The 22,892-nt window shown below is 71.5% G+C and carries 22 protein-coding genes; 21 read left to right on the top strand and 1 reads right to left on the bottom strand.

Features of this window, described 5'->3' with window-relative positions; translation table 11 throughout:
- Window positions 1-7: 7 nt before the first annotated feature.
- The 21 genes from coaBC (at window position 8) to secG (ending at window position 22,037) form a co-directional block, all read left to right on the top strand.
- Window positions 8-1,246 (top strand): bifunctional phosphopantothenoylcysteine decarboxylase/phosphopantothenate--cysteine ligase CoaBC, encoded by a 1,239-nt coding sequence (gene coaBC / locus NJE57_RS01110; protein WP_319027047.1) that lies wholly within the window; start codon window positions 8-10, stop codon window positions 1,244-1,246.
- A gap of 60 nt (window positions 1,247-1,306) precedes the next feature.
- Window positions 1,307-2,518, top strand: a complete 1,212-nt coding sequence (metK, locus tag NJE57_RS01105) for a methionine adenosyltransferase (protein WP_319026528.1) — start codon at window positions 1,307-1,309, stop codon at window positions 2,516-2,518.
- A gap of 44 nt (window positions 2,519-2,562) precedes the next feature.
- Entirely contained in the window at window positions 2,563-4,605 is a 2,043-nt protein-coding gene (locus NJE57_RS01100; protein WP_319026527.1) for a primosomal protein N', read from the top strand.
- Between the two features lie 82 nt (window positions 4,606-4,687).
- On the top strand, window positions 4,688-5,242 hold the full coding sequence (gene def / locus NJE57_RS01095; protein WP_319026526.1) for a peptide deformylase: 555 nt from the start codon (window positions 4,688-4,690) through the stop codon (window positions 5,240-5,242).
- Between the two features lie 3 nt (window positions 5,243-5,245).
- Complete coding sequence (fmt, locus tag NJE57_RS01090; RefSeq protein WP_319026525.1) at window positions 5,246-6,178, top strand: methionyl-tRNA formyltransferase; 933 nt, start codon at window positions 5,246-5,248, stop codon at window positions 6,176-6,178.
- A complete protein-coding gene (locus tag NJE57_RS01085) occupies window positions 6,175-7,713 on the top strand; it encodes an RsmB/NOP family class I SAM-dependent RNA methyltransferase (RefSeq protein WP_319026524.1) in 1,539 nt (512 codons plus the stop codon). Before fmt ends, NJE57_RS01085 begins: the two co-directional genes overlap by 4 nt.
- The gene (locus tag NJE57_RS01080; RefSeq protein ID WP_319026523.1) at window positions 7,706-8,620 is read left to right on the top strand and encodes an alpha/beta hydrolase; all 915 of its coding nucleotides are present in this window, start codon (window positions 7,706-7,708) and stop codon (window positions 8,618-8,620) included. Before NJE57_RS01085 ends, NJE57_RS01080 begins: the two co-directional genes overlap by 8 nt.
- A gap of 80 nt (window positions 8,621-8,700) precedes the next feature.
- Window positions 8,701-9,369, top strand: coding sequence for a ribulose-phosphate 3-epimerase (rpe, locus tag NJE57_RS01075; protein ID WP_319026522.1), 669 nt, complete (start codon window positions 8,701-8,703; stop codon window positions 9,367-9,369).
- Window positions 9,366-10,424 (top strand): bifunctional diaminohydroxyphosphoribosylaminopyrimidine deaminase/5-amino-6-(5-phosphoribosylamino)uracil reductase RibD, encoded by a 1,059-nt coding sequence (ribD, locus tag NJE57_RS01070; protein ID WP_319026521.1) that lies wholly within the window; start codon window positions 9,366-9,368, stop codon window positions 10,422-10,424. The genes rpe and ribD overlap by 4 nt, the downstream gene beginning before the upstream one ends.
- On the top strand, window positions 10,424-11,047 hold the full coding sequence (locus tag NJE57_RS01065; protein WP_319026520.1) for a riboflavin synthase: 624 nt from the start codon (window positions 10,424-10,426) through the stop codon (window positions 11,045-11,047). The genes ribD and NJE57_RS01065 overlap by 1 nt, the downstream gene beginning before the upstream one ends.
- A gap of 76 nt (window positions 11,048-11,123) precedes the next feature.
- Window positions 11,124-12,380: a bifunctional 3,4-dihydroxy-2-butanone-4-phosphate synthase/GTP cyclohydrolase II gene (locus NJE57_RS01060; RefSeq protein ID WP_319026519.1), complete on the top strand. Its 1,257-nt coding sequence runs from the start codon at window positions 11,124-11,126 to the stop codon at window positions 12,378-12,380.
- Window positions 12,377-12,853 (top strand): 6,7-dimethyl-8-ribityllumazine synthase, encoded by a 477-nt coding sequence (ribH, locus tag NJE57_RS01055; protein ID WP_319026518.1) that lies wholly within the window; start codon window positions 12,377-12,379, stop codon window positions 12,851-12,853. The genes NJE57_RS01060 and ribH overlap by 4 nt, the downstream gene beginning before the upstream one ends.
- Window positions 12,850-13,353 carry a PH domain-containing protein gene (locus NJE57_RS01050; RefSeq protein ID WP_319026517.1) on the top strand — a complete coding sequence of 168 codons (504 nt, stop codon included), beginning with the start codon at window positions 12,850-12,852 and terminating at the stop codon, window positions 13,351-13,353. The genes ribH and NJE57_RS01050 overlap by 4 nt, the downstream gene beginning before the upstream one ends.
- Before the next feature lie 6 nt (window positions 13,354-13,359).
- Entirely contained in the window at window positions 13,360-15,477 is a 2,118-nt protein-coding gene (uvrC, locus tag NJE57_RS01045; protein WP_319026516.1) for an excinuclease ABC subunit UvrC, read from the top strand.
- Between the two features lie 8 nt (window positions 15,478-15,485).
- A complete protein-coding gene (gene rapZ / locus NJE57_RS01040) occupies window positions 15,486-16,355 on the top strand; it encodes an RNase adapter RapZ (RefSeq protein ID WP_319026515.1) in 870 nt (289 codons plus the stop codon).
- A 41-nt stretch (window positions 16,356-16,396) separates the two neighbouring features.
- Window positions 16,397-17,362: a uridine diphosphate-N-acetylglucosamine-binding protein YvcK gene (locus NJE57_RS01035; protein ID WP_319027046.1), complete on the top strand. Its 966-nt coding sequence runs from the start codon at window positions 16,397-16,399 to the stop codon at window positions 17,360-17,362.
- A gap of 22 nt (window positions 17,363-17,384) precedes the next feature.
- Complete coding sequence (whiA, locus tag NJE57_RS01030) at window positions 17,385-18,368, top strand: DNA-binding protein WhiA (RefSeq protein ID WP_319026514.1); 984 nt, start codon at window positions 17,385-17,387, stop codon at window positions 18,366-18,368.
- Between the two features lie 118 nt (window positions 18,369-18,486).
- Window positions 18,487-19,503 (top strand): type I glyceraldehyde-3-phosphate dehydrogenase, encoded by a 1,017-nt coding sequence (gene gap / locus NJE57_RS01025; RefSeq protein WP_319026513.1) that lies wholly within the window; start codon window positions 18,487-18,489, stop codon window positions 19,501-19,503.
- A gap of 141 nt (window positions 19,504-19,644) precedes the next feature.
- Entirely contained in the window at window positions 19,645-20,862 is a 1,218-nt protein-coding gene (locus NJE57_RS01020; RefSeq protein WP_319026512.1) for a phosphoglycerate kinase, read from the top strand.
- A 30-nt stretch (window positions 20,863-20,892) separates the two neighbouring features.
- A complete protein-coding gene (gene tpiA, locus NJE57_RS01015) occupies window positions 20,893-21,678 on the top strand; it encodes a triose-phosphate isomerase (protein ID WP_319026511.1) in 786 nt (261 codons plus the stop codon).
- Window positions 21,679-21,803: 125 nt separating this feature from the next.
- Window positions 21,804-22,037: a preprotein translocase subunit SecG gene (gene secG, locus NJE57_RS01010; RefSeq protein WP_319026510.1), complete on the top strand. Its 234-nt coding sequence runs from the start codon at window positions 21,804-21,806 to the stop codon at window positions 22,035-22,037.
- Between the two features lie 101 nt (window positions 22,038-22,138).
- Here secG and pgl read toward each other — a convergent pair whose 3' ends face one another.
- Complete coding sequence (pgl, locus tag NJE57_RS01005; protein WP_319026509.1) at window positions 22,139-22,861, bottom strand: 6-phosphogluconolactonase; 723 nt, start codon at window positions 22,859-22,861, stop codon at window positions 22,139-22,141.
- Between the last annotated feature and the right edge of the window lie 31 nt (window positions 22,862-22,892).

Below are 22,892 nucleotides of genomic sequence, written 5' to 3'. Positions count from 1 at the left end.
GCGCGGTATGCGTGTCGTCGTCGGGGTGGGCGGCGGGATCGCCGCCTACAAGTCCTGTGGTCTGATCAGGCTCCTCACCGAGTCCGGCTGCCACGTGGACGTGGTCCCCACCGAGGCGGCCCTGAGATTCGTCGGGTCCGCCACCTTCGAGGCCCTGTCCGGGAACCCGGTCTCCACCGGGGTGTTCTCGGACGTGCCGTCGGTCCGCCACGTCGCCCTCGGGCAGCGGGCGGACCTCGTCGTCGTGGCCCCCGCCACCGCCGACCTGCTCGCGCGGATCGCGTCCGGCCGGGCCGACGACCTCCTCACCTCCACGCTGTTGACCGCGCGATGCCCCGTCCTGCTCGCACCGGCCATGCACACCGAGATGTGGGAACACCCGGCCACGAGACGCAACGTCGACACCCTCCGGGGCGACGGCGTCCACGTGATGCCGCCGGCGTCGGGCCGTCTCACCGGTGCCGACACCGGGGCGGGCCGGTTGCCCGAACCCGCCGACATCGCCCGACTGGCGATGCTGCTGCTCGAGGGCGGTGGGCTCCCGTGGGACCTCGCGGGGACACGCGTCGTCGTCACCTCCGGCGGCACCCGCGAGGAGATCGATCCCGTTCGCTTCCTCGGCAACCGGAGCTCGGGCAAGCAGGGCCATGCGATCGCCGCCGTCGCCGCGGCCCGGGGCGCCGCGGTGACGCTCGTGACCTCTTCGGATCTGCCCGTGCCCGCCGCCGTGGAGGCGGTCCACATCGACTCCGCCCGCGAGCTGCGTGAGGCCACCTTCCGTGCGGCGGCCCGGGCGGACGTCGTGATCAAGGCGGCCGCGGTGGCCGACTTCCGGCCGACCGAGGTGTCGTCGTCGAAGCTCAAGAAGGGCAGCAGCTCCGAGCCCGACGCCATCCGCCTGGAACGCAACCCGGACATCCTCGCGGACCTCGTCGCGGCGCGGAGGGCGGGGGAGATCCCCGCCGACTGTGTCCTCGTGGGGTTCGCCGCGGAGACCGGGGACTCCACGGGATCCGTGCTCGAGCACGGCAGGGCGAAGCTGGCCCGCAAGGGGTGCGACCTCCTCGTCGTCAACGAGGTCGGACGCGGCACCACCTTCGGCGAGGACGTCAACGGTGGCTGGATCCTCGACGCCGGGGGCGGCGAGACGCCCGTGGACAGGGCCAGCAAGGATCTCCTCGCCGGCCGGATCCTCGATTCGGTCGCCGCGGCGGCCGCGCGGACCGCCGGCGACCGCACCGACTAGTCTGTCCCCACGCGATCGGCACCGATCACACGCGATCGGCACCAGGAAGAGAGAACCACTGTGACGCAGGCACGACGGCTGTTCACCAGCGAGTCCGTGACCGAGGGGCATCCGGACAAGATCTGTGACGCGATCTCGGACGCCATCCTGGACGCGATGTTGACGCAGGACCCGGAAGCCCGCGTCGCGGTGGAGACCATGGTCACGACCGGACAGGTGCACGTGGCCGGCGAGGTCAAGACGAGTGGCTACGTGGAGATCCCGCAGCTCATCCGCGAGAAGATCGTGGAGATCGGCTACGACTCCTCCGAGAAGGGATTCGACGGCGTCTCCTGCGGCGTCTCGATCTCCATCGGTGCGCAGTCGCCGGAGATCGCCCAGGGCGTGGACACCTCCCACGAGGCACGCACGTCGACCGACCCCGTAGAGGACGCGATCGCCCGTCAGGGAGCCGGTGACCAGGGCCTGATGTTCGGGTACGCGTGCTCGGACACCCCGGAACTCATGCCGTTGCCCATCGCGTTGGCGCACCGTCTCTCGCGGCGGCTGATGGAGGTGCGCAAGGACGGAACGTTGGCCTACCTGCGTCCGGACGGCAAGACCCAGGTCACCATCGAGTACGACGGCGACCGCGCCGTCCGCCTGGACACGATCGTCATCTCCACACAGCACGCCCCCGAGATCGATCTGGAGACGACCCTTCGCGACGACCTCACCGAGCACGTCCTGGGCCCGGTGCTGGCCGAAGCCGCGACCGGCATCGAGACGGGCGACTTCCGGCTCCTGGTCAACCCGACCGGACGGTTCGTACTGGGCGGCCCGATGGGCGACGCCGGCCTGACCGGCCGCAAGATCATCGTCGACACCTACGGTGGCATGGCCCGCCACGGCGGCGGCGCCTTCTCGGGCAAGGATCCGTCCAAGGTCGACCGGTCCGCGGCGTACGCCATGCGGTGGGTGGCCAAGAACGTCGTGGCCGCCGGACTGGCGGAGCGTGTCGAGGTGCAGGTCGCGTACGCGATCGGCAAGGCCGCCCCGGTGGGGTTGTTCGTCGAGGCGTTCGGAACGGAGAAGGTCGACATCGCGGTGCTCCAGCAGGCCGTGACCGAGGTGTTCGACCTGCGCCCGGGCGCGATCATCCGGGACCTCGATCTCAAGCGTCCGATCTACGCGGCGACCGCCGCGTACGGCCACTTCGGCCGGACCGACATCGACCTCCCGTGGGAGCGCACGGACCGCGTGGACGAGCTCAAGCGCGCCGCCGGGCTCTGACTCGACTCACCGGTCGTCGCGGCGAGGTGCGAGAATCTGATGCCGTGACCACCACCCCAGCGACCCGGGTCGCGGCGGCTGACGCCCCCGTGGCCCGGGTCCTGCCGTTGCTCGGGGTCCCGCACCTGGACAGGGAGTTCGACTATCTGGTCCCGGAGTCCCTGTCCGACCAGGCGCGTCCGGGAACCCGGGTGCGCGTGCGGTTCGCGGGCCGGTTGGTCGACGGGTTCGTCGTCGGGCGATCCACCGAGACCGATCACCGCGGGGAACTCGCATGGCTCGAACGCGTGGTCTCACCGGAACCCGTGCTCACGCCGGAGCTGCTCCGCCTGGTCGAGCTCGTGGCCGCGCGGTGGGTGGGCATGCGCTCGGACGTCCTGCGCCTGGCGATCCCCCCGCGGCACGCGGCGGCCGAGAAGTCGGTGCCCGACGGCGACCCGCCCCGGGGAGTGACCGCGGGGCCGGTGGAGATCCCGTCCGGGTGGGCCGACCACCCGATGGTGGCCCGGTTCCTCGAGGCCGCCACCGTGGGCGTGCCGGCCCGGGGCGTCTGGACCGTCCCACCGGGCCGGGACTGGGCGCAGTCACTCGCGTCCCTGGCGGACTCGGTGCGGCGACGGGGGTTGCAGGTCCTGGTGATCGTCCCGGACCAGCGGGACGTCGACCGGCTCACCGCGGCGTGTCGGCTGGCCGTGGGTGGGGGTGCCGCGGGGCGGGAACTCGTGGCCGACCTCTCCGCCGGGGTGGGGCCCTCCGCGAGATACCGGCGGTGGCTGCGCGCGATCCGCGGTCACGCCCGGATCGTGGTGGGAACCCGGAGCGCCGTGTTCACCCCGTTGCCGGAACCCGGGCTGATAGTGCTCCACGACGACGGTGACGAGTCCTTCGTCGAGCCCCGCGCCCCGTACCCGCACACCAGGGAGGTCGCCGCGCAGCGTTCCGCGCTGGACGGCACGCCGCTCCTGCTGACCTCCGTGGACCGCACCCCCGAGGTGGCCGAGTACGTCCGGTCCGGCTGGGCGCACGAGATACGGCCCGAACCGGGCCTGGTCCGTGCGCTGGCCCCTCGCGTCGTCGCGTTCACCGACGCGGATCCGGCCCAGGCCCGCGACGTGGCCGGTGGGCGGACCCGGCTGCCCGCGGTGGCGGTCACGATGGCGCGGGAGGCGATCGAGGTGGACGCCCCGGTCCTCGTCCAGGTCCCGAGGAAGGGCTACATCCCCACGCTCCTGTGCGGGTCGTGTCGGACTCCGGCCCGGTGTCGTCGGTGCAACGGTCCCCTGCGTGCGGGGCGGATGGACGCCGTGTACGGTCCCGTCGATCTGGCCTGTGGCTGGTGCGGGGCCCCGGAACCGGGTTTCCGTTGCGTGGCCTGCGGGTCCCGTGCCCTCCGCGCGGGGGTGGTGGGCGCGGGCCGGACGGCCGAGGAACTCGGCCGGATGTTCCCCGGGGTCCGGGTGCGGACGAGCGGGGGACGCGAGGTGCTCGACGCGGTCCCGGCCGGCCCCGCGATCGTCGTCTCCACGCCCGGGGCCGAGCCGGTGGCCGACGGTGGGTACGGCGCGGCGTTGCTCCTGGATTCGTGGGCTCTGCTCGGTCGTCCGGACCTGCGGGCCGTCCAGAACGCCCTGCGGTACTGGATAGGCGCGGCCTCGCTGGTCCGGCCCGCCGCCGACGGCGGACGGGTGTTCCTGTCCGCCGACTCCGGGTCCCCGGTCTCCCAGGCGCTCGTACGGTGGGACCCGCAGGGGTGGGCCGAGCGTGAGCTCGCGGACCGCGCCGAGGTGGGTTTCCCGCCCGCCGTGCACATGGTGGCGGTGGACGGATCGGCCGCGGCCCTCGCGGGGGTCCTCGACGAGCTCCGGATCCCCGATCAGGTGGAGGTGCTCGGTCCCGTGGACCTGCCCCCGGGCGAGGAACTGCCCGGACACGACGGCATCGAGGACCCCGAGCGGGTGCTGCTCCGGGTCCCTCCGTCCCTGCTGGGCGAGGTGTCCACGGAACTCCGGGCGATCGTGGTGGGGCGATCCGGTCGACGACACGCCGACCCGGTCCGGGTCCGGCTCGACCCGGTCCACATCGGCTGACCGACCCGTGCGGTGATCGGCCCCATGACCACATAGAATGGACGTTTCCCCCATCCGTCGCCCGCGAGGAGTTCCGATCCGCATGGCCGTCCACCCCGTCCGGCTCTTCGGCGATCCCGTCCTGAGGACACCCGTCGATCCCGTCACCTCGTTCGACCAGAGGCTGGCACGCACCGTGGCCGACCTCATGGACACCGTGCGGCACGAGGAGGGGGCGGGACTGGCGGCCCCGCAGATCGGTGTGTCCACCCGGGTGTTCGTCTACACCTGTGGTGGCCGCGAGGGTCACCTGGTCAATCCCGAGTGGGATCCGATCGGTGATGAGAAGACCCACTTGACCGAGGGGTGTCTCTCCATCCCCGGGATCTCGGAGCCCACCGAGCGTTACGCGCGGGTCCGCGCCCGGGGATTCGACATGCACGGGCAGCCGGTGAGCTTCGAGGCCGACGGGATTCTGGCGCGTGCCGTGCAGCACGAGACCGACCATCTCGACGGGGTGCTGTTCCTCCAGCGCCTCACCCCGGACCGACGCCGCTCCGCGATGGCCGGGATCCGCGCCTCCGCATGGTTCGGTAGCGCCGCTATCAGCGCCGGTGTCGTCTACGACCAGCTCGCCGACGCCATGGCGGTGAGGTGACCCGTGCGGCTCGTCTTCGCCGGCACCCCCGAGGTCGCCGTACCCTCTCTCGAGGCGCTCCTGGCCGGTGGCCGTCACGACGTGGTGGCCGTGGTCTCCCGGCCCGATGCACGAACCGGACGCGGGCGCGGGCTGTCGCGTAGTCCGGTGGCCGCGGCGGCCGACGCGGCCGGCATCGAGGTGCTCACCCCGCCGAATGCACGCGACCCGGAGTTCGCCGAGCGACTCCGCGACATCGCACCCGACGCTGTGCCGGTGGTGGCCTACGGGCACCTGGTGCCGCGCACGGTCCTCGACATCCCCACTCACGGGTGGATCAACCTGCATTTCTCGCTGCTACCGGCCTGGCGGGGGGCCGCGCCGGTCAACGCGGCCATCGACGCCGGTGACGAGGTCACCGGTGCCACGACCTTCCTTCTCGACGAGGGGATGGACACCGGCCCGGTCCTGGGCACCATGACAGAGACGATCCGGCCGCGCGACACCGCCGGCGACCTGCTCGGTCGGCTGTCCGTCTCCGGGGCGGGATTGCTCGTGGCCACGCTCGACGCCCTGGACACGGGAGAGCTCCGCGCGGTCCCACAGCCGGCCGAGGGCATCTCCCACGCGGGCAAGATCACCGTCGACGACGCCCGGGTGCGCTGGACGGACCCGGCCCTCGCGGTCGACCGCCACATCAGGTCGGTCACCCCGGCCCCGGGGGCGTGGACGACCTTCGGCGGAGAGCGGGTCAAGATCGGTAGCGCGATGCCGTCCGGGGAGGACTCCCCACCCCTGGCGCCCGGGCACATCAGGTGGGACAAGAAGTCCTTCCTCGTCGGCACGGCCACCTCGCCGATCCTGGTGGAGACGCTCCAGCCGCCCGGCAAGAAGATGATGAACGCGCTCGACTGGGTGCGTGGGGCACGACTCGACGACGGAGCGGAGTTCGAATGAGTGCCGAGGGCGACCGGAGCGGGGGCCGCGGCCCGCAGGGCGACGGCAAGCAGGGTGCCGGCAAGCGGGGCGAGGGTCGGCAGGGCGCACACAAGCAGGGTGCGGCTCGGCAGGGTGCGCGTCCGCAGGGAGCCCGCTCGGGTAACCCTCGCAACGGACGGCCCGCCCCCCGTCAACACCGGCCCGATGCCCGGGGGGTCGCCCTCGCCGTGATGACGGCCGTGCGCGAGCGCGCGGCGTATGCGAACCTCCTGCTCCCGGCCGAACTCAAGAAGGCGCGACTCGACACCCGCGACGCGGCCCTGGCCACGGAGCTCACCTATGGCACCCTGCGTGCGCAGGGCCTGCTGGACCGCGTCATCTCGAAGGCCTCCGGCAGATCGGTCGAGGAGATCGACCCGCCGGTCCTGGACCTGGTCCGACTGGGCGCCTATCAGCTGCTGTACACCCGGATCGGGGCGCACGCGGCCGTCGACACGAGCGTCGAGGCGGCGCGGACGGAGGGTCTGGGCCGGGCCGGGGCGTTCGTCAACGCGGTGTTGCGCAAGGTGGCCACCCAGGATCTCGACGCCTGGGTGGCGGTCCTGCGCGACGGGGTGACGGACCCCGTCGCCCGGTTGGCCGTGGGAACCGCACACCCGGAGTGGATCGCCCGGGCGTTCGCGGAATCCCTCGGGGCGGACGCCGCCGAGTTGTCCCAGCTGCTGGCCGCCGACGACGCCCGCCCCAAGGTCCACCTGGCCGCCAGGCCCGGTGCCATCACGGCGGAGGAACTCGCGCTGGTCACCGGTGGCCACGAGGGCAGGGTGTCGCCGTACGCGGTCCACCTCGACTCGGGTGATCCCGGATCGCTGGACGCCGTCAACGACCACCTGGCCGCGGTGCAGGACGAGGGCAGCCAGATCGTCGCGGTGGTGGCCTCCCGGGCGCCGCTCGTGGGCGAGGACCGCGGACGGTGGTTGGACCTGTGCGCCGGTCCCGGCGGCAAGGCCGTGATGCTGGGCGCGTTGGCGGAGATCGAGGGCGCCACCCTGGCCGGGGTCGAGGTCTCCCGGCACCGCGCCGACCTGGTCCGCGATGCCACCCGGGATCTCCCGGTGACCGTGCACACCGCGGACGGTCGGGATCCCGGTCTGGAACCCGGGTTCGATCGCGTGCTCGTCGACGCGCCGTGTTCGGGCCTCGGGGCACTCCGACGTCGTCCCGAGGCCCGGTGGCGCAAGACCGCCGCCGACATCCCGGGGTTGGTGGCGCTCCAGCGCGAGCTGCTGGAGTCCGCGCTGCGGCTGGTCCGGCCAGGGGGGGTGGTGCTGTACGCGACGTGCTCACCGCACCTGTCCGAGACGGTGTCGGTGGTCCGCGAGGCCGCCCGCCGCACAGACGTCGAGGTTCTCGATGTGCGGGAGATCCTCGCCGACGTGAGCGCCGAGCCCGTCGAGGCGCTCGGGGACGGTCCGTGGGTGCAGTTGTGGCCGCACCGCCACGGCACAGACGCGATGTTCATGGCAGCACTACGAAAGGGCACAGATGCGTGAGGACGCGGAGTTCAGCTCAGACGGGGTGCGGTGCTCGGCCTGGGTCTACCGCCCGGAGGCATCGGAGGGCGGACCTGCCACCCCGGCACCGGCTATCGTCATGGCACACGGGTTCGGGTGCATCCGGGACCTGCGGTTACCCGCGTACGCCGAGCGGTTCCGGGAGGCGGGCTTCGTCGTCGTGGTCTTCGACTACCGGCACTTCGGCGCGAGCGACGGACAGCCCCGGCAACTCCTCGACATCGGCCGTCAACTGGAGGACTGGCGGGCCGCACTCGCCTTCACCCGTGTGCTGCCCGGGGTCGATCCGGACCGGGTGATCGCGTGGGGCACGTCGTTCTCGGGAGGGCACGTCCTCACTCTCGCCGGCACGGGGGAGCGGCTGGCCGGGGTCGTCGCCCAGGTCCCCCACGTCAGTGGTCCCGCCGCGGTCCGGGCGACGGGCCTGCGTGCGGCGATCAGGCTCACACCGGCGATCCTCGGCGATCTCCTGCGCGCGGTCCGGCGTCGCGAACCGCGGTACGTGCCCCTGGTCGGGCGACCGGGGAGTCCGGCCGTCATGACGAGTCCGGACGCCGATCCCGCGGTAGACCGACTGGCCGCCGATTCGGGCCTGGACCGCAGCGACTTCCGTGACGATGTCGCCGCGCGGATCCTGGCGCGGATCGGCTTCTACTCACCGATGCGTCACGCTCGGCGGATCACCTGCCCCACGCTGGTGCAGATCGCCACCCGGGACGCCATCACGCCCGCTGCGACCGCGCGTCGGGCTGTGGAGCGGATGCCGCACGGACGGTATCTGGAGTACCCGTGCGAACACTTCGACCCCTACGTCGACCCGCAGTTCGAGCAGATCGTGGCCGACCAACTGGAGTTCTGCGAATCGCTGGTGGGACCGACCGCCTGAGAACTCCGGAGCGGTTGCGGTCCACTCCCTCGACAGACCGCTCGCGCCTGCCCGTCTGGACCCCGCCTAGACTGGGTGTCATGCCGTACCAGCCGCTCATCGCGCCGTCGATCCTGTCCGCCGACTTCGCCCGACTCGACCGGGAGATCGAGCGCATCCCTGCGGCGGACTGGATCCACGTCGACGTGATGGACGGCCACTTCGTGCCCAACCTGTCCTTCGGCGCCCCGGTCGCGAAGGCGGTCGGGAAGGTCACGGACACGCCGATGGACTGCCATCTCATGATCGAGGATCCGGCCCGCTGGGTGGGCGACTACGTCGACGCGGGCGCCTTCAGCGTGACCTTCCACGTGGAGGCCACCGACGACCCCAGGGCCGTCGCGGACCTGCTGCACTCGCGCGGGTGCAGGGCCGGTATCTCCGTCAAGCCGGGGACGGCCGTGGAGCCGTACCTCGAGCTCCTCGATCACGTGGACCTGGTCCTGGTAATGAGCGTCGAGCCCGGTTTCGGTGGACAGTCGTTCATGCCGGAGGTGCTCGACAAGGTCCGGACCTTGCGCGCCGAGATCGACCGGCGCGGGCTCGACGTGCTGATCCAGATCGACGGGGGCATCGACGCCCGCACGATCGGTGAGTGCGCCGCCGCCGGGTGCGACGTCTTCGTCGCGGGCTCCGCCGTCTACGGCGCCCCCGACCCCGACGCCATGATCGAGACCCTGCGCGCGGGGGCCTCGGACGCCCGGGCGTGACCGTGTCCGACGCGCCCGATGCCGGCCGGCGCCGCCGCGAACGCGCGGCTCTGGCCGACGCGCTCAGGCTGTCACGGTCCGCGCTGGGGGTCTCCACACCCAACCCGCCGGTGGGAGCCGTGGTCCTGGACCCGGCCGGTGACGTGGCGGGTCGGGGGGCGACAGAGGCCCCCGGGGGTCGCCACGCCGAGGTCGTCGCGCTCGACGAGGCCGGTGGACGGGCCCGGGGAGGCACCCTCGTGGTGACCCTCGAACCCTGCGATCACCACGGCCGGACCGGGCCGTGCTCCACCCGGGCCCTCGCGGCGGGCGTCGCCCGGGTGGTCTACGCGGTGGAGGATCCGAACCCCGTCGCGACCGGCGGGTCGGAGACGTTGCGGCGCGCCGGGGTGGACGTGGCCAGAGCCGACGACGACGAGGTGGCCGCCGCCGGGGACGGCCCGCTCCGGGCGTGGCTGCACCGCCAGCGCTCGGGCAGGCCCTACGTGACCTGGAAGTACGCGGCCACGCTGGACGGCCGGGTGGCCGCGGCCGACGGCACCAGCCGATGGATCACCGGCCCCGAATCGCGACACCACGTCCACGGCCGACGGCGGGAGGTCGACGTCATCGTCGTCGGATCGGGGACCCGCGGCGCCGACGACCCCTCACTCACCGCCCGGTCGGTCGACGGCTCGCCCGCCCGGAGACAACCGCTCCGCGCGGTGATGGGTCTGACCGAGGTGCCCCCCACCGCCGCGGTACGCGGCTCCGACGGCCGGTTCCGGCACCTGCCCACGCGCGACCCCGTGGAGGCGCTCGCACTGCTCGGGGACGTCCAGCACGTCCTGGTCGAGGGCGGCCCCCGTCTGGCCGGGGCGTTCCTGGCCGCCGGGCTCGTCGACGAGGTCGAGGCCTACCTCGCCCCGATCGTCCTGGGAGCCGGCCGGTCCGCGGTGGAGGACGCCGGCGTCGGCACCCTCGCCGCGGCCCACGGCTTCGAGGTGCGCGAGACCGCAAGCCTGGGCCCCGACGTCTACCTACGCCTGACCGCACCCACGAGAGGACCACGCTGATGTTCACCGGAATCGTCGAGGAGCTCGGATCGCTCGACTCCGTCGAGAGGGTCGGTGACTCCGCCCGCCTGAGGATCCGCGGGCCGCTCGTCACCTCCGACGCCGGGCACGGCGACTCGATCGCCGTCAACGGCGTGTGCCTGACCGTCACCTCCTACGTCCCCGGGGAGTCGTTCGACGTCGACGTGATGGCCGAGTCGTTGGACCGCACCGCGCTGGGTGCACTGGCCCCGGGGGACCCGGTCAACCTCGAACGCGCGATGCGGGCCGACGCCCGGTTCGGCGGGCACATCGTCCAGGGACACGTCGACGGCACCGGGGTCATGATCAGCAGGGTCGAACACGACCAGTGGCACGTCGTACGCATCTCGCTGCCCGGGGACCTGGCCCGCTACGTCGTGGAGAAGGGATCCGTCACGGTGTCCGGCACCTCCCTCACCGTGTCGGCGGTGAGCGGACCCGACGAGGCCGAGCCGTGGTTCGAGGTCTCGCTCATCCCCACCACCCTCTCCGACACGATCCTGGGCGGACTGACCCCGGGCGGCCGGGTCAACCTGGAGGTCGACATCCTGGCCAAATACGTGGAGCGTCTTCTCGACGGACGCGGTGGCCGGTCCGGCTGACCGGATGCGCCATACTTGTGGCCGTGCCCGCGGCCGACGCCCGGGTTTTCGAGATGACTGAGGAGAACCCGCAGCAGTGACCACCTTCGACGGCATCGACCGCGCCATCGCCGACATCGCGGCGGGACGAGCCGTGGTCGTGGTGGACAGCGAGGACCGTGAGAACGAGGGCGATCTGATCTTCGCCGCCGAACTCGCGACCCCCGAGCTCATGGGATTCCTCGTGCGCTACTCCTCGGGGTACGTGTGTGTCGCCCTGGAGGCCGAGGACTGCCTACGCCTCGACCTGCCACCGATGCGGGCGATCAACGAGGACCGGCACGACACGGCCTACACCGTGACCGTCGACGCCCGGACCGGCGTGACCACCGGGATCTCTGCCGCGGACCGGGCGCGGACCGCCCGGATGCTGGCCTCCACGGAGGCGGTCCCCGGGGACTTCACCCGTCCCGGTCACGTGGTGCCGCTCCGCGCCCGGCCCGGCGGTGTGCTCACCCGCCCGGGCCACACGGAGTCCGCGGTGGACCTCGCCCGCCTGGCCGGCCTGCGACCCGCCGGCGTGATCTGCGAGATCGTGTCCGAACAGGACCCGACCACCATGGCCCGGACCCCGGAGTTGCGGAGCTTCGCCGACGAGCACGGGCTGGCGATGATCACGATCGAGGCGCTGCAGGACTGGCGCCGGGCACACGAGGTGCAGGTCATCCACGAGGCGGCCGCACGGATCCCCACGCCGGTCGGAACGATGACCGCCCACGGGTACCGGGACGTCCTCCAGGGGGTCGAGCACGTGGCCATGGTCGCCGGGGACGTCTCGGGCGACGACGCGGTCTCGGTCCGTATCCATTCCGAGTGCCTCACCGGCGACGTCTTCCACTCACTGCGCTGTGACTGCGGCCCGCAGCTCGACGCGGCGGTGGCCTCGATCTGTGAGGAGGGACGCGGAGTGGTCCTCTACATGCGGGGTCACGAGGGCCGGGGGATCGGACTGGTGCAGAAACTGCGCGCGTACCAGCTGCAGGACGAGGGCCGCGACACCGTCGACGCGAACCTGGACCTCGGTCTCCCGGCCGACGCCCGGGACTTCAGTCTGGCCGCGCAGATGCTGCGCGATCTCGGGGTGACGCGTGTCCGCCTGATGACCAACAACCCCGTCAAGGCCGACGCCCTCCGGGCCGGCGGGGTCGAGGTGGTCGAGCGGGTTCCCATGCCGACCGCCGTGACCCCGGAGAACCTCCGGTACCTGCGGACCAAGCGGGACCGGATGGGTCATCTCCTGGAGGGCCTGGACGACGGTATCGACCCCGACACGAACGGAGAGGACCGGCGATGAGTGGCACCGGTAGGCCCGAGTTGGTGATCCCCGACGCGCGCGGATTGCGGTTGGGCGTGGTGGCGTCGACCTGGCACGACGAGATCTGCGCGCAGTTGATGGACCGTGCGCTCACGGTGGCGGAGGCCTCCGGGGCGGTCGTCTCCGTCGTCCGGGTCACCGGGGCCGTGGAGCTCCCGGTGGTGGCGCAGGAGCTCGCCAGGACCCATGACGCCGTGGTGGCACTCGGCGTGGTCATCCGGGGATCGACCCCCCACTTCGACTTCGTGTGTCGGTCCGTGACGGACGGTCTGACCCGTATCGCACTCGACGAGGCCACCCCGGTCGCCCACGGAGTGCTCACCACCGAGAACGAGGACCAGGCCCGCGACCGCGACGGGCACGAGGGCGCAGCCGAGGACAAGGGCGGGGAGGCGGTCGCCGCCGCGCTCGGGGCCGCCGTCACCCTTCGAGACCTCCGGGCGGACCGATGAACGGGCACGGAGACCAGCAGCACCGCGCCGACGAGATCTGGGACTTCGAGTACCGCCCCCGGCGCCTCCGGATCGCCGTGACGGCGCTGGCGATCCTCATCGTCGCGGTCCACATCGTGTGGGCGGTCGTCCTCGTCCGCGGGGATACCGGCGTCACGGTCGGGATCGCCGACCAGCTCGCCTTCGTGGTGATCGGGCTCATCTTCGCGGGCGTCCTGTGCACCCTCCTCCGGATCAGGGTCCGGGTGGGCGAGCCGGGGGTCGAGATCCGCGGTCCGCTGCGGTCGCGGGTCTGGGACTGGCGGGACGTCGTGGGGATCACCTTCCCCAGGTCCAGCATGTGGCCCCGCCTCGAACTGCCCGCCTACGAGCACGTCGGGGTGTGGGCCATCCTGACCCTCGACGGTCCCGACGCCGTCGAGGCCATGGGCCGTATGCGGGAGACCATCCGGCGGTACAAGCCCGTGGCCGCCGATCCCGAGACCGTCGCCGACCGCTGATCCGTGGTGGTCGACCCGCGTTCCTACCGTCCGGCCCCCGGCTCCATCCCCACGGATCCGGGGGTCTACCGCTTCCGCGACGCCCACGGTCGCGTCATCTACGTGGGCAAGGCCAAGAACCTGCGGAGTCGGATCAGCTCGTACTTCGCCGAGCTCACCCTGCTGCACCCGCGGACCAGGCAGATGGTCACGGCGGCCGCCGGGGTCCAGTGGACGGTCGTCTCCACCGAGGTCGAGGCACTCCAGCTCGAGTACACGTGGATCAAGAAGTACGACCCGCGGTTCAACGTCCGGTACCGCGACGACAAGACCTACCCGCTCCTCGCGGTCACGGTGGGGGAGGAGTTCCCCCGCGCCTTCGTCTACCGGGGACCCCGCCGGGCGGGCACCCGCTACTTCGGCCCCTACTCGCACGCGTGGGCCATCCGGGACACCCTGGACACCCTCCAGCGGGTGTTCCCCGTTCGGTCCTGCACCGCAGGGGTGTTCAAGCGGCAGGCCCAGCTCGGCCGTCCCTGCCTCCTCGGTTACATCGACAAGTGCGCGGCACCGTGTATCGGCAGGGTGACGGCGGACGAGCACCGGGTGATCGTCGACGAGCTGTGCGACTTCCTCGCCGGCAAGACGGACGTCATCATGAGGCGGATCGAGAAGCGGATGCTCGAGGCGTCCGAGGACCTGGACTTCGAGCGCGCGGCCCGGCTCAGGGACGATCTCGGGGCGATGAAGCGGGCCATGGAGAAACAGGCCGTGGTCCTGGGCGACGGGACCGACGCCGACGTCGTGGGCGTGGAGGTGGACGAGCTTGAAGTCTCCGTACAGGTGTTCCACGTTCGCAGCGGACGGATCCGGGGTCAACGGGGGTGGGTGGTCGAACACGCCCACGGAGTGGACGCGGACGGTCGGTTCGACCCGGCGCTCGCGGTGCCCGGCGTCGTCTCCGACTACCTCGCCCAGTTCTACGGCGGGGAGGCGGACCTGGCCGGGGCCACCGAATCGGGCACCGATCTCGCCACGGCGGTGCCACGGGAGGTGCTGGTCCCGGCCCTTCCCGAGGACTCCGCCGAGCTCGCCGACTGGCTCTCCACCCTGCGCGGTTCCCGGGTCTCACTGCGGGTCCCGCAACGGGGGGACAAGCGGTCGCTGGCCGAGACGGTCCGCCGCAACGCGGTGGAGGCACTGACCCAGCACAAGCTGCGTCGCAGCGGCGACCTCACCGCGCGGTCGGCCGCGCTCCAGGAGATCCAGGAGACACTCGAACTCGACGCGGCGCCGCTGCGTATCGAGTGCGTGGACATCTCCCATACGCAGGGCACCGACGTCATGGCGTCGCTCGTGGTGTTCGAGGACGGGATCCCCCGCAAGAGCGACTACCGGCTCTACCGGATCCGTGAGGCCGCGGGGGACGGCCGCTCCGACGACGTCGCGAGCATCGCCGAGGTCACGCGCAGACGCTTCCGCCGGCACCACGAGGAACCGGCGACGACCCCGGACGACACCGACGGCCCGGTCGACGACGTGACCGAACCGGACGAGGCGGGCGCGGGCAGGTCCACCCCGACCCGACGTTTCGCCTACCCTCCCCAGCTGTTCGTGGTGGACGGCGGCAGGCCCCAGGTGGAGGCCGCCGCAGAGGTGCTGTCGGAGCTCGGGATCACCGACGTCCCGGTGATCGGGATCGCCAAGAGGCTCGAGGAGATCTGGTTGCCGGGGGAGGAGTACCCCGTCATCTTCCCGCGGCACGGGGAGGGACTGTTCCTCCTCCAACGTCTGCGCGACGAGGCACACCGCTTCGCGATCCGTGCCCACCGCGGGGCGAGGTCGAAGCGGATGACCACGTCGATCCTCGACGACGTCCCCGGGCTCGGCCCCTCGCGTCGCGCCGCGCTCCTGGAGAAGTTCCCCACCGTGTCGGCTCTCCGGGCCGCCAGCGCTGACGACCTCTGCGCCGTGCCCGGGATCGGGCCCGGGGTGGCGGCCGCGATCCGGACCGCGATCGGCCCTCCGTCCCGGGGTGCGGCCGAACCCGACACACCGGGGTCGGACGAGGAGGGCGTCGACGTGAAAGACTCGGGCCCTGCGGTCGGTGATGGTGTGACGGGCGATGGCGGGGCGAGCGACTAGGGGGAACCATGGACGTGAACGGTGAGGGGCGCGAGCTCCTCCTCATCAGCGGGATGTCCGGGGCCGGCAAGGGCACGGCATCGAAGGTCCTCGAGGAGTTCGGCTGGTACGTCGTGGACAACCTCCCGCTGCGGTTCGTCGGGGAACTGGTGGAACGCGTCCGCGAGACCGGGGAGCCCAGGCGGCTCGCGATCGTCGCGGACGTCCGCAGCATGGGCTTCGACGACCACATCGCCGAGCTCCTCGGTCGCTTCGACGGTCGTCCCCAGGCGAGGGTCCTGTTCCTGGACGCCTCCGACGAGGCACTGGTCAAGCGCTTCAACAGCGTGCGGCGTTCCCATCCGCTGCAGTCGGGCGACGGGTTGATCGACGGCATCGAGCGGGAGCGCAAGGTCCTCGAGGGGATCCGCGGCCGTGCTGACGTCGTCGTCGACACCACCGAGCTGAGCGTCCACGATCTGCGGCACCGCCTCGAGACCCCGTTCGGTGACCTCGGTTTCGACTTCCACCTCACCGTCGAGTCCTTCGGCTTCAAATACGGGGTCCCGGTCGATGTGGACATGCTGCTCGACATGCGGTTCCTGCCGAACCCGCACTGGATCCCGGAGCTACAACCCCACACCGGTCGGGAGAAGCCGGTCCAGGACTACGTGTTGGCCGACCAGTCCATCGAGGAGTACCTCCGGGCCGCGGTGACGATGATCGGTCTGGCGATGACCGGGTACCGGCGGGAGGGGAAGCGGTACATGACCATCGCGGTGGGCTGTACAGGGGGCAAGCACCGCAGCGTCGCGGTCTCCGAGTCGCTCGCGGGCCGACTGACCGGTCTGGACTCCGTGGACGTCCACGTCCGCCACCGCGACCTCGGGCGGGAGTGACCGGCGTGACCACCCGGGCGGGGGTCGGGGATTCCGACCGGATGGGCTCGCTCGTCGCACTCGGCGGCGGTCACGGCCTGTCCGCCACCCTGCGTGCCGGGCGGATCGTGGCCGACCACGTGACAGCGGTGGTGACCGTGGCCGACGACGGCGGCTCGTCGGGCCGCCTGCGCCGCGAACTCGGGATCCTGCCGCCCGGCGACCTCCGGATGGCCCTGTGCGCACTCGCGGCCGAGGACGACGACCACGGGCGGCTGACCGACCTGTTCCAGCACCGCTACGGCGGCACGGGGGCCCTGGCGGGGCACGCCGTGGGCAACCTCGTGTTCGCGGGATTCTGGGAGATGCTCGGGGACCCCGTCCTGGCGCTCGAGGCCGCCGGTTCCGTGCTCGGGGTGACCGGTCGCGTGCTCCCGATGTCCCCGGTGGCCCTCGACATCGCGGCAGAGGTCGTCGGCCTGGAGGCCGATCCCCGGGTCGTACGGACGATCATCGGCCAGGTGGCCGTGGCCACCACCCCCGGCCGGGTCCGCCGCGTACGCCTGATCCCGGCGGACCCGCCCGTGGCGGACGGGGTGGTGGAGGCGATCGAGCGTGCGGACATGGTCGTCCTGGGCCCCGGCTCGTGGTTCACCAGTGTCATCCCGAACGTGCTGGTCCCCGGGATCGCCACCGCTCTGGCCCGCACCGCCGCGACCAAGGCCCTCGTGCTCAACCTGGCACCGCAACCCGGGGAGACGGCGGGCTTCTCCGCCGAGCAGCACCTCCACGTACTGCGCCAACACGCCCCCGAGGTCGATGTCGACGTGGTTCTGGTGGACCCCCGGATGCCGCTCAGCGGGACCGAACGCGAACACCTCGACCGGGCGGCGGCCGGGCTGGGGGCCCGGGTCCTGGTCGCGGACATCGCGAGGACGACCCCGGATGGGACGATGAGACCGATACACGACCCCGCACTGCTCGCCCGGGCGCTCGCCGCCACGGGGACCGCGGGGGTCCAGAGATGATCGCAGAACGAAGGAGCAGGGCGTGTCGCTGACCGCGCAGGTCAAGTCCGAACTGGTGAGGGTCCCGGTGGGCAATTCCGAGACCAGGAAGGCGGAGATCGCCTCGCTCCTGCGGTTCGCGGGCACGCTGCAGGTCCTCTCGGGCCGCCTGGTCATCGAGGCGGAGGTCGATTCGGGGGATATCGCCGAGAGGTTGTCCGGGGAACTCGACTCGCTGTTCTCGGTACCCTGCGAGATCCACCCGATCGGGGGATCCGGGGGCAGAACCGCACGGAAGTTCGTGATCCGGGTGATCGACCGGGGCGCGGACCTGACCCGTCAGCTCGGCCTGGTCGACAGCGCGGGGCGCACGGTCCGGGGGCTGCCCGCCGCGGTCGTCGGGGGATCCGTGGCCGCCGCGGAGTCCTCGTGGCGGGGGGCGTTCCTCGCGCACGGTTCCCTGACCAAACCCGGCCGCTCGTCCGCGCTGGAGGTCACCGCGCCCGGCGCGGAGGCCGCCATGGCCCTGGTGGGTGCCGCGCGTCGACTGGGCGTCACCGCCAAGGCCCGCGAGGTCCGCGGCGGCGACCGGGTCGTCATCCGGGACGGGGAGGCCATCGGCATCCTCCTGGCCCGGATGGGCGCCACGTCGACCAGGGACATCTGGGAGGAGCGACGGTCTCGCGGGGAGGTCCGGGCGACCGCGAACCGCCTGGCGAACTTCGACGACGCGAACCTCCGTCGGTCCGCCCGCGCGGCCGTCGCCGCGGCCGCCCGCGTCCAGCGGGCCCTCGAGATCCTCGCCGAGGACGTCCCGGACCACCTGCTGGCCGCGGGTGAACTCCGCGTGCAGCACCGTCAGTCGTCACTGGAGGAGTTGGGCCAACTCGCCGACCCGCCCATGACGAAGGACGCGGTGGCCGGGCGGATCCGCCGCCTGTTGTCCATGGCCGACCGCAAGGCGGCCGATCTGGGCATCCCGGACACCGAGTCCGTGGTGACCGAGGACATGCTCGACGAAGACTGATCCCACCCCCCGTGGACCCTGCACAGCCCCCACAGGGGGCGGGTAGTCTGGGTCACGTCCCCGGGCTCCACCCAGTCCCCAGGGGTTCTTTCTCGCACCACCTATAAGGAGACATCACGTGACCGTGCGCGTAGGCATCAACGGATTCGGACGAATCGGCCGCAACTTCTACCGCGCGGTGGAGGTACTCAAGGCCGAGGGCAAGACGGACATCGAGATCGTCGCCGTCAATGACCTCACCACGAACGACATGCTCGCCCACCTGCTCAAGTACGACTCGATCCTCGGTCGCCTCGGCAAGGACGTCACCTTCGACGACAACTCCCTCACGGTGGGCGGGGTCAAGATCGGTGCCCTGGCGGTCAAGGAGGGCCCCGCGTCCGTTCCGTGGGGCGACTACGACGTCGACGTGGTGGTCGAGTCCACCGGAATCTTCACCTCCGCCGAGAAGGCTCGCGGGCACCTCGAGGGTGGGGCCAAGAAGGTCATCATCTCGGCGCCCGCGTCGGACGAGGACATCACCATCGTCATGGGAGTCAACGACGATCAGTACGACGGTTCGCAGACGATCATCTCCAACGCCTCCTGCACCACCAACTGCCTCGCGCCGGTGGCCAAGGTCCTGTCCGACGAGTTCGGGATCATCAAGGGACTCATGACCACCATCCACGCGTACACCCAGGACCAGAACCTGCAGGACGCGCCGCACAAGGACCCGCGCCGTGCCCGCGCCGCCGGGATCAACATGGTCCCGACCTCGACGGGTGCGGCCAAGGCAGTCGCCCTGGTCCTCCCGGAGCTCAAGGGCAAGTTCGACGGCTACGCCGTCCGCGTCCCGCTGCCCACCGGTTCGCTCACCGACCTCACGGTCGAGCTCGAGAAGAAGGCCTCCGTCGCCGAGGTCAACGCCGCGATCAAGGCCGCCGCCGAGGGGCCGATGAAGGGCATCCTCAAGTACACGGAGGACCCGATCGTCTCGTCCGACATCGTCACCGACCCGCACTCCTCGATCTTCGACGCGCAGCTGACCAAGGCGATCGACGGACAGATCAAGATCGCCTCCTGGTACGACAACGAGTGGGGTTACTCCAACCGTCTCGCCGACCTCGTCGGCCTGGTCGGCAAGTCCCTCTAGAGCCCTCGGGCCTGACGACCCAGCACGATCACCGGGCCCGGCCCGGGAACGCCCAGAGCGTCCCGGCCGGGCCCCGTGCACATCACCCACCAGCACATCACCCACCCACACCACAGCACCTCCCGACAGGAGTCCCACCCCATGGCAGTGAGCACACTCCAGGACCTGCTCGACGCCGGTGTCGAGGGTCGAAAGATCCTCGTCCGCTGCGATCTCAACGTTCCGCTCGACGGGTCCACCATCACCGACTCCGGCCGGATCACGGCCTCACTGCCGACCCTCACCGCATTGCTCGACGCGGGGGCCGCGCTGGTGATCACCGCGCACCTGGGGCGGCCGAAGGGTGAGCCCGACCCGGCCTTCTCCCTGGCCCCCGTCGCGGAGAAGCTGGGGGAGGAGCTGGGTCGGTACGTCCAACTCGCCGGCGACGTGGTGGGGCCGGATGCCCGCGAGCGCGCGAACGGGTTGACGGACGGGGACGTACTCCTGGTGGAGAACGTCCGCTTCGACTCCCGCGAGACCAGCAAGGATCCCGCCGAGCGCGCCGAACTCGCCGCCGAGTTGGCGAGCCTCGTGGGGGAGGACGGCGCGTTCGTCTCCAACGGATTCGGCGTGGTGCACCGCGCTCAGGCGTCGGTGTACGACGTCGCGAAGGTGCTCCCGGCATATGCGGGCGACCTGGTCCAGAGCGAGGTTGAGGTCCTCGCCGGCCTCACCGGGGACGCCGAGCGTCCCTACGCCGTCGTGCTCGGCGGGTCGAAGGTCTCGGACAAGCTCGCCGTGATCGAGGCGTTGGCGCCCAAGGTCGACACGCTGGTCATCGGCGGTGGGATGTGCTTCACGTTCCTGGCCGCACAGGGCCACGGGGTCGGATCCTCGCTGCTGCAGGAGGAGATGATCGACACCTGCAAGGACCTGCTCGACAAGTTCGGCGACGTGATCTCCCTGCCCGTGGACGTGGTGGCGGCCGACGGTTTCGCCGCCGACGCGCCGCACACCACGGTCCCGGCCGACGCCATCCCCGACGGCACGATGGGTCTGGACATCGGCCCGGAGTCGGTGGCGTCGTTCTCCGAGAAGCTGACCGCTGCCAGGACCGTCTTCTGGAACGGTCCGATGGGCGTGTTCGAGTTCGACGCGTTCTCCGCCGGCACCCGTGGTGTCGCCGAGGCGATCATCACAGCGACCAGGAACGGTGCCTTCTCCGTGGTGGGCGGCGGCGACTCCGCGGCGGCCGTCCGCACACTGGGCCTGGGCGAGGAGAACTTCTCACACATCTCGACGGGTGGTGGGGCATCGCTGGAGTACCTCGAGGGCAAGGAACTCCCCGGAGTCACCGCCCTCGAGCGCAACAACTGAACCCGCCCGCGCCGAGACACAGGAGAGAACATGGCACGCACCCCGCTCATCGCCGGAAACTGGAAGATGAACCTCAACCACCTCGAGGCGATCGCCCTCGTGCAGAAGGTCGCCTTCGCCCTACCCGAGAAGTACCTGGAGAAGGTGGACGTGGCCTTCATCCCGCCGTTCACCGATATCCGCGGCGTCCAGATCGTGATCGAGGGCGACAAGCTCGGCTTCGACTACGGCGCCCAGGACGTGTCTGTGCACGACTCCGGCGCGTACACGGGTGAGATCTCGGCGGGGATGCTCGCCAAGCTCGGGTGCACCTATGTCGTGGTGGGCCACTCGGAGCGGCGCGACCACCACGCTGAGACCGACGAACTGGTGGCCGCCAAGGCCGCCGCGTGCCACAAGCACGGTCTCACCCCGATAGTCTGCGTCGGCGAGAAGCTCGAGGTCCGGGAGGCCGGCGACCACGTGCGGGTCGTGGTGGACCAGCTCACGGCGTCCCTCGCCGGTCTGAGCAGGGACCAGCTCGCCGCCACCGTGATCGCCTACGAGCCCGTGTGGGCGATCGGCACGGGCAAGACCGCCTCGGCGGCGGACGCCCAGGAGGTGTGCGCCGCGATCCGCGCCGCACTGGCCGAGCTGTCCGATTCCGAGACCGCAGAACAGATGCGCGTGCTCTACGGCGGCAGCGTCAACGCCTCCAACGTCGGTGAGCTCCTCGAGCAGCCCGACATCGACGGTGGTCTGGTGGGCGGATCCTCGCTCAAGTCCGACGAGTTCGCCCAGCTCTCCGCCATCGCGGCCGGGGGACCACTGCCCTGAGCTCCCACCCGGCGTACCCGCCCCGTCACGGGCGGGCGCGCCGGGATTCGCCAAGTCGACCCCACCGGGTAGTCTGGAGCAGTCGTCCTCCGACCCCCCGACCTGACGTAAGGCCCGATCCGTACATGAAGCTCGCCCTGGACATCTTCCTCGTCGCCACCAGCCTGTTGCTGATGCTGTTCATCCTGCTGCACCGCGGCAAGGGGGGCGGTCTGTCGTCGCTGTTCGGCGGCGGGGTCCAGTCCAGCCTCGCGGGGTCCAGTGTCGTGGAACGCAACCTCGACCGGGTGACCGTGGTAGTGGCCGTACTGTGGCTCATCGCGATCGTCGCCGTCGGACTCCTGGTCCGCTTCGGCTGACCGCCTACCGTCGGCTCCGCCCGGAGCCGCGAACGGGGTGCGCACCTCTCTACGAGAGATGCGCACCCCGTTCGTCGTCGGCAGCCGTGCAGGCGTCGACGTCAGCCCAGAGCGGAGGCCGCGCCCCCGTCTAGGTGGTAGGTCGTGGTCTCGATCCCCACCGCGCCGGCGACCGGCCAGTCCGATGGCGAGGCGCCGCCGAGTCCCCGGGCCACCGCCTCGGCCTTGCCCTCACCGGCCGCCACCACCAGGACGTGCCTCGAGCGACGCACGGCCGGGAGGGTGAACGTCATGCGCTCGGGCGGCGGCTTGGGGCAGTCGTGTACGCCCACCACCAGTCGCTCCGTCTCGGCGACGGCGGGGGTGTGCGGGAAGATCGAGTCGATGTGCCCCTCGGGGCCCATACCCAGGACCGTCACGTCGAAGATCGGATCGTCACCGGCCGGCACGTCGAGCGAGTCGAGGAACCGGGCCGCCGCGGCGTCGACGTCGTCGTCCGCCTCGGTGCGTGCCGGCCACCTGTGCACGGTGGGGCGGTCGCCGAGCGAGTCGAACAGCGCCTCGTCCAGCTGGCCGTCGTTGCGCTCCGCGTGGCCGGCGGGGACGAAGCGCTCGTCTCCGAGGACTATGGTCACCTTCTCCCACTCCACCGCGGCATCCGCGAGCGCGGCCGCGGTCTTCACCCCGACCGAACCCCCGGTCAGCGACAGCGTCGCCCGTCCGGACGTGGCGATCCGCTCCGTCAGGTGATCCACGATCGCCCTGGCGGCCGCGGTGGCGAGCGAATCCGCGTCGGGGTGGACGAGATGGCGGGGTTCGGACATGGATTCTCCTTGGTGGTCGCGCGATCGCGTG

The organism is Dietzia sp. PP-33, assembly GCF_033790845.1.
Lineage (GTDB): Bacteria > Actinomycetota > Actinomycetes > Mycobacteriales > Mycobacteriaceae > Dietzia.
This window is presented reverse-complemented; position numbering and strand designations above follow the sequence as displayed.